Here is a 7,315-nt window from a genome sequence, read left to right on the forward strand (position 1 = left end):
CTGGCTCGGCCCCGGGTGCGGTACACCCAGCCTCACCATGTTCCACCGCCAAGGGCCCACCCTCCTCGAGCTGGCCGAGCAGGCCATGACCTCCGTCGAACACGGCTACGACCTGCTCGCCCCCAAGTTCGACTACACACCCTTCCGCACGCCAGACCCCGTGATCCAGGCCGCCATCGACGCCCTGGGCCCTGCCGGCTCAGTCGACACCGCCCTGGACGTGTGCTGTGGCACCGGCGCCGCCATGCGCCACCTGCGGCCACTCGCCCGGGAGCGCGTCGTCGGCATCGACCTGAGCCAGGGCATGCTCGAGGAAGCCGACCGCCGCCTCTCCGGCGCTCCAGGCACCGCCGCCTTCCAGTTCGTCCGGCGTGACGCGCTGGAGATGACCTTCGACGCCAAGTTCGACGTCGTCACCTGCTTCGGCGCCTTCGGTCACATCCTCGAGTCGGACGAGCCACGCCTGCTGCAAGGCATCCATCGCGCCCTGCGTCCCGGTGGCCGGTTCCTCTTCGTCACCGGGCATCCACCGTCGATGCTGCGTCCAGGCTACTGGGTGGCCCGAGGCTTCAACGCCGCCATGCGCGTGCGCAACGCCCTCTGGAAGCCACCCTTCGTCATGTACTACCTGACGTTCCTGGTGCCTCGCGCCAGGGCACTGCTGGAGGCCCAGGGGTTCACTGTCGAGGTGCGCGACAGCATCCTCCCCGAGCCCTTCACGCCCCTGGCCACCGTCATCGCGACGAAGCGCTGACTACTTGCCGTCCGTCGCCTTCGCCGCGCCCTTCTCCAGGCCGCGGTACACCGTCTCCAGCCACACGTCCGTCTTGATGTAGCCCTCGCCGAAGGACTTGAGGTGCTCCGGCACGCCCTCCGCCTTCACCTGCTCCAACGTCTTGCCGGCCTCACGCCGGGTGCGCACCAGGGCCACCGACTCGCGCAGCGCCGCCACGAAACGCTCCAGGCCCGCGCGGTCCGTCAGCGGCCCGTGGCCCGGAATGATTTTCACGTCCGCCGGGAGCGTCTGGAGCAGCTTCTCCACGTTGCGCACGTACCCTTCCACCGAGCCGCCGCTGTTCACGTCGATGAACGGGAAGGCGTCCACGAAGAACTGGTCACCCGTGTGCATCACGTTGGAGCCCGTGAAGTGCACCAGCGTGTCGCCGTCCGTGTGGCCCGCCGGCAGGTGCGTCAGGCGAATCTCCTCGCCGTTGAAGTACAGCGACATGCCCGTGTCGTAGGTGATGACCGGCAGCGCCTCTTTCTTCGCCGGAGGGACAACTCCGCGGTCCCCCCTGTCCTGCCCGACCACCAGTCGCGTGCGCACCTCGCGATGCGCCACGATGCGACCCTCGCGGCCGAAGACGGCGTTGCCGCCCGTGTGGTCGCCGTGCCAGTGCGTGTTCAGCACATAGGCGATCTTCGCCTTGCTCAGCTTGTCCAGGGCCTTGTGAATCTTGGGCGCCAGGGGCTCGAACTGGTCATCGACGATGAGCAGTCCATCCGGTCCCACCGAGACGCCGATGTTGCCGCCCGCGCCCACCAGCATGTGCACGTTGCCCGCGACGGGCCTGCTCGTCACAGAGACCTTCTCCACATCCTTCAACTGCGCCAGGGCCAGCGAAGGAATCGCGACCAGGACCGCCAGGAGGCTTCGCATGTCGGGGACTCACAAGGACAGGGGTGCGGGAAACGGAGAGGCACCATAGTCCACCGCGACCACCGTGTACTCCACCGCGCCTCGGGGTCTCTCCACCTGCACGGACTCCCCCACTTCCTTGCCCAGCAACGCCCTGGCCAGCGGCGACTCCACGCTGAGCCTCCCCGCCTTCACGTCCGCTTCATCCAGGCCGACGATGCGGTAGCGCACCCGCTCGCCCTCTTCGTCCTCCAGCTCCACCCACGCGCCGAAGAAGACACGTCCCGCCTGCGCCGGGTCTGGCTCCACCACCCGCACTTCCTCCAACGTCGCAGCGAGGTGCCGCGCTCTTCTCTCTCGCTCCTGACGCCGCACCCCGGCCTCCAGCGGCGTCAGCCCTTGCGCACCTGCGTCCGGGCCCTGCATGGACGCCAGTTCGTCCTGCAGCGCGCGGTAGCCCTCGGGCGTGATGTAGCGCTTGTCTCCCGAAGCGGACCTCGGGCGCGGCGGCACCAGCGCCTCATCCCCACCCGAGTCTTCCTTCGTGAACGCCTTCGACATTCCCGCCTCCACGAGTCGAGGCACTTCAAGGCCCCGAGATTAAGCTACGCCGCTTCCTCCATCACTCAAGGGGTGCGCGCATGGCAGGGCAGGCAAGGCTGACTGGCAAGCAGGGCCAGGAACTGGCGGGCTCTCGTGGTGGGGCCTGAACGCGCACATCCAGGGCGTCGCCGACCGACTCGCGAAGGAGGGCTTCACCGTGTTCGCGGTGGACCTCTACCACGGCCGCACGACGAAGGACGCGGCGGAGGCGGACAGGCTGCTGGCGCAACTGGACTGGGGCAAGGCCAGCGAGGAGCTGCGCGCCGCCACGGATGCGCTGCGCGAGCGCGGCGGGCCGGGCACCAAGGTCGCCGTCCTGGGCTTCTGCATGGGAGGCGCGCTGACGCTGCTGGCGGGAGTCACTGACCCGCAGCTCGACGCCGTGGTCCCCTTCTACGGGATTCCTCCGGAGACCGTGGACGTCACGCGCATCCGCGCGCCGGTGCAGAACAGAACGCGCGCCAGGCGTGGAAGCGCACCGTGGACTTCCTCCACGCGAAGCTCGGCTGAGCCTCGCGCGGAGGACGGACGACGCTCGGCTCAGGTGCCGGGCGTGGGCGTGGGCGCGGGCGTACCGGACGGCTGCTGCACGGGGCTGGGCGCCGCCTCCGGGGTGGTGGCCGGCGTGCCGGACGCGGGGGTCTCCGTGGCCGGGGTCTCCGTCGCGGGAGCCTGCTCCGGCGCGGCGGGAGCCTGGGGCGCGGTCTCCACGGGAGCGGCGGGCGCCTCACCCGAGGGCGCGAGCTGCAGGCGGTACTCCTTCACGCCCTTGGGCAGCACCACCTCCACCAGCGGGTTCTCCTTCAGCAGCGCCTCGTTCGCCTCCAGCTTCACCAGGCCATCCGCGTCGCTGAGGACGTTCAGGCGCGTACGGCCCTCGCCCGCGCGTACCCGGGCCCCCTCCACGGGCTTGCCGGAGCCATCCACCACGCGCAGCGCCACGGTCTGCCCGGGGGTGACGCCAGCGGCGCTCGGAGGAGCAATCAGCTCCTTGTAGGTCGGCCGCAGGGCACAGGCGGTCAGCAGCGAGGTGGAGGTCAGGACGACGGTCAGCAGGGCTCGGCGGAGGCTCATGGGAATTCCGTACGGACGTGAGGGGACTAACGGGCGCGGCAGCATAGCCGCAGACGGCGAGCCGCCAAGCCCCACGCCCGCCCCCTTGGGTTTGCCTGGCCCGTTTTCCCCGGCTTGCCCCTGCGTTGAACCAGGGGGCCGCAGGGCGGCCCGCTCACCGGTGGGGGCACCAGCCCTTCCACATGTCCGTCGCCGACCCCACACCTGAGGGACGGCGGGAGCGCCACACCTGCCCCTTGGGAGGCTCGAAAGCCATGGTCGAGATGATTCGCTCCGATAGAACCACCAACCCTCCCCCCTATGCGCGGGATGTGCACCGCGAGCTCAGGTACTCGGAGCTTCCAGCGGGCATCGGGATGAAGTCCGAGGAGATCCGCTTCAAGCACAACCGGTTCGTCGTCAGCGTGGCGACGATGCTCATCACCAGCTTCGTCGTCTTCTTCGTGCCGCTCTTCAACGGCCTGATTGGTGGCGCGTTCGGCGGGTTCCACGCGCGGACCATGAAGCGCGCGCTCGGCGCGGCGCTCGTCAGCTCCATCGCGCTGCCGGTGTTCATCGCGCTCTTCTCCTTCCTCGCCGGCCCCACCCAGCTGCGCATCTTCGGCGGGCTGGGGTTCTGGGGATGGACGGCCCTCTACGTCATCGGCACGTTCATCGGCGCCGCCACGGGCCCCTACTGTCGCCCGCTGTTGACCGAGGGCTTCAACGCAGCTCCAACCCCAGTGCCAGCCGACGGTCCATCGTACCGGACCACCACGACGACGGAGACCGTGACTCGCGAAGTGATTGTGGAGCGAGTGAGCCCTCCCAACGAACCTGTGCGCGAGGAGTGAGCAGCACCCCGAAGGGCCCCGCGCGCCCCAGCCACCACTCCACCTGCAGCCAGGCCCCCGCCTCGTGCGTGAGGCGGGCGTCGCCCATGCGCCAGGTAGGGGCATAGGCCGCTTCCAGGCGCACCGCGTTGGCCCCCGAGCCCGGCAGGCCCGTGCGGTGTGTCAGCGACAGGCGAGGCCCCGCCGCGGGCGTCAGGGCGTGCTCGCTCCAGTGCATCCGCGCGAGTCCCCCCACGCCCACCGCCGTGAAGCGCGAGAAGCGCGCGCCCGCGTCCACCACCACCAGCGCCTCCGCCTGCACGGTGGCCCGGTAGGGCAACGCTCGCGCCGCGTCCGAGGCCACGCGCGCCTCCGCGCCCCACCCGAGCGAGTCCCATGCGGACTCGCGGAACTGGGGCAGTTCGCGCTGCAACGTGCGGTAGCCCACCAGCGTCATGTCCGTGGACACCACGCGCGGAGGGCCCCACCGAGGCTCCAGAGACAGCTCACCATCCAGGACCCGCAGCTCGCTGCTCGACTGGAAGCCATGCAGGCGCGAGTCCCCCAACGCCTCCGCCATCCCCGCGGTGCGCACGCTCACCACGGGACGCGCCGCGCCCACGTCGGGGAAGTCCATGCCCACGCTCACCACCGTGCGCGCCGCGCCCGACTCCCGCAGCGCCGAGGCCGCCCAGCGCGTCTCGGCTTCCACCTTGCGACGACGGTCCGCTCCCAGGAAGGCCACCGCGTCGACCTCCGCCAGCACGCCGTCATTCAGCTCGCCCTGGGCCTCGGTGGCCCGGACGAAGGCGGCCTCGGTGCGCTCCGCGCGGACGAGGACCTTCAGCTCCTTCGGCGTCGGCGGGCGGCGCGGCGCCCTGGCCAGGGCTTCCTGGAACAGCGCCGTCCGGTCCAGCACCGCCAGCTTCCGCTGCAGCGCGTCCTCTCGCTCGAAGACCCGCTGACGCTCGCGGATTCCCGCCTCCGCGGAGCCCTTCAGGGGTGTCTTCACCGCGAGCAACCGCTGGCGTTCGATTCGCAGCCGCTCTCCTTCCAGCCGGTCCAACGCCGCGCGCTCCACCCGCACCGCGTGGGCCACGTAGGCATGCAGCGTCTCGCGCACGGAGGCTCGGGCCTTTGGCGATGCGGAGGCGAGCACCCCGCTCACCGTCTCCGGCAGCTCTCCATAGGCCTCGCGTCTCGTGTCGGGCTCGGGAGATTGAAGACGGGCGTGAAGGCGCAGCAGCCGCGTCTGCGCGGAGGTGTCCACCAGGCCCGTGAGGGACTCCAGGGTCTCCTTTCGTATCGCGTCCGCGCGCACGGCGCGGTCTCCGGTGGACTCGAAGGCGTCCGGAATCAGCTCCAGCAGCGGGCCCGCGGGGCCTTGCTTGCCCAGCACCTCCAGCTTCGCCAGCGCGTCCAACGTAGCCGTGGGCAGCACCCACAACGCTCCGGGGGAACTCACCTGTCGCCCGTGCTCCAGGACTCCGTTGAGGAGGAAGAGGAGCGCGCTCGCGCAGTTGTCGGTGAAGAAGTAGTAGCCCATGTACCCGCGCCGCTCGAGCTCCCAGATGCGCTCCAGCATCCGCGCCTCCTCGCCACGAGTGAGGCGCAGTCGGAAGCGGCGGATGGTGCGTTGCTCCAGCTCCAGCGACTCGTGGGTGAGGTCGCCCATCGTCCCGGTGAGGAAGACGGTGTCGTAGCTGCCCGTCATCCCCTTCACCACGTAGCCCAGGCCTCGGGGCTCCAGTCCCGTGAGCGCCACGAGTTGCACGACGCGCTCGAAGGAAGGGCCTCGCACCTGGGCGCCCTCGCTCCAGACGGGGCGCAGCAGCAGGTGGCCGAAGAGGGACTCGGGCTGACGTCCCGTGGCCGCCACCAGGAGGACCTCGACATGGGACAGGAGGTCGCGTTCCGCCCAGGCGTCGAAGGCCGGACAGTCCCCGCGTGAGCGCGGCGCTCCGAGCCCCGTAGCCTCCACCAGCTCCGTCAGCGCGCGCGACTTGGAGAACTCCTGACAGCGCACCTGCTCGTCCACGGACAGCGCGTCCTCGCGCAGGGACTCCACTGGGACGAAGTATTCTTCCGCGAACGTCACCAGGTCCTGCGACGCGCTCTTCTGTCCGAGTGCGCGACTGAAGGCTCCGGCGTAGTGCAGGCGCGCTTCCTCCTTCCAGACCAACGGGCGCTCGAAGGGCTTCATCCAGCCCGACAGGCGGCGCCAGCTCTGGGACCGGCTCCACTGGTAGACGTCGTCCCAGCGCTGCACCACCGCGTGCACCACGGCGCGGCGGCGCCACAGCCGCGCCGACTCCTCATCCGTCAGTCGTGACAGTCGCAACGTCGCGCGACGCTCCGAGGAGGGTGCGTACTGGTAGAGGTGGAAGCGGGCGCGCTCCTCGGACCAGTCCGGGCGTGCCGCTGTTCCATCACCCAGCCCCAGTGGAGCGGACGCGGGATGAAGGACGAACTCCAGCGGACCTCCTGGAAAGCGGCGCATCGCGGGCGGCAGGGCGCTCAGGCCTGCTTCCACCTCGCGCACCAGGGACTCGTCGCTCGCGGCGGCACCTCGCAACAGGACGCCTGCTCGCTCCAGCGCGGACACGCGTTCCTTCAGGGGACGTGTGTCCTCCGTCGTCCCGCCTCGCGATGGAGGCTCGGCCTTCTCCGTCGCTCGCGCGCCATCTCGCGGCGACACTTCGTCCTCCATCGCCGCACTTCGCGATGGAGACTCGGCCGGGTCCGTCACTCGCGGCGACATTTCGTCCTCCATCGCCACACTTCGCGATGGAGACTCGGCCTGCTCCGTCACTTGCGCGCCGCCGGGCTCCGCCCACGCGGGCAGCGTGAGCGCGAAACTCAGCAGCCACGCCGCCCGGCGCCTCACTCCACCACCTCCGCCGTCGCCTCCTCCCCACCATGGGCCGCGAGGAAGGCGCGCCGGTCCTCGTCGAGCCTCGGGTCCGTGCGCGCCAGCTCACCCACCCGCGCCAACCAGGCCAGCGCCCGCTCGGGCGTCAGGGTGCGCGTGTCCGCCATCGCCAGCAGCTCGCGGCGGTTCGCTCGCAGCAGCCGCCCGAAGGTCCCCAGGTTCTCCCGACGGATGCTCGCCGCCGACGCCAGGTCCTCCACCGTGGGCCCCGCCCCCAGCGCCAGGTCCTCCCGAAGCTGGTGCGTCCGGGAGCGC

6 protein-coding genes and 1 pseudogene are annotated in these 7,315 nt (G+C 70.6%); 2 read left to right on the top strand and 5 right to left on the bottom strand.

The genetic code is table 11. The annotated features are described in order from the left end of the window. Positions 1–37 precede the first annotated feature (37 nt). A complete protein-coding gene (locus HR086_RS01235) occupies positions 38–754 on the top strand; it encodes a class I SAM-dependent methyltransferase (protein ID WP_174464610.1) in 717 nt (238 codons plus the stop codon). Here the strand turns inward: HR086_RS01235 and HR086_RS01240 are convergent, their stop codons facing one another. Next, positions 755–1,660, bottom strand: a complete 906-nt coding sequence (locus tag HR086_RS01240) for an MBL fold metallo-hydrolase (protein ID WP_174464604.1) — start codon at positions 1,658–1,660, stop codon at positions 755–757. 9 nt (positions 1,661–1,669) lie between these two features. After that, positions 1,670–2,200: a GreA/GreB family elongation factor gene (locus HR086_RS01245; protein ID WP_174464605.1), complete on the bottom strand. Its 531-nt coding sequence runs from the start codon at positions 2,198–2,200 to the stop codon at positions 1,670–1,672. A gap of 157 nt (positions 2,201–2,357) precedes the next feature. Between HR086_RS01245 and HR086_RS48190 the strand changes: the two are divergent. After that, positions 2,358–2,630, top strand: a pseudogene (locus tag HR086_RS48190) (dienelactone hydrolase family protein); the annotation flags it as partial. A 152-nt stretch (positions 2,631–2,782) separates the two neighbouring features. On the opposite strand, the gene HR086_RS01255 reads toward HR086_RS48190, so the two are convergent. The 3 genes from HR086_RS01255 to HR086_RS01265 form a co-directional block, all read right to left on the bottom strand. Further along, positions 2,783–3,316, bottom strand: a complete 534-nt coding sequence (locus HR086_RS01255; protein WP_174464606.1) for a hypothetical protein — start codon at positions 3,314–3,316, stop codon at positions 2,783–2,785. A 702-nt stretch (positions 3,317–4,018) separates the two neighbouring features. Beyond that, a complete protein-coding gene (locus tag HR086_RS01260; protein WP_373564244.1) occupies positions 4,019–7,015 on the bottom strand; it encodes a DUF4105 domain-containing protein in 2,997 nt (998 codons plus the stop codon). After that, positions 7,012–7,315, bottom strand: a 304-nt coding sequence (locus tag HR086_RS01265; protein WP_174464607.1) for a hypothetical protein, incomplete at its 5' end; no start/stop codon positions are given. The genes HR086_RS01265 and HR086_RS01260, both read right to left, overlap by 4 nt.

The organism is Myxococcus sp. CA039A (assembly GCF_013336645.1).
Lineage (GTDB): Bacteria > Myxococcota > Myxococcia > Myxococcales > Myxococcaceae > Myxococcus > Myxococcus llanfairpwllgwyngyllgogerychwyrndrobwllllantysiliogogogochensis.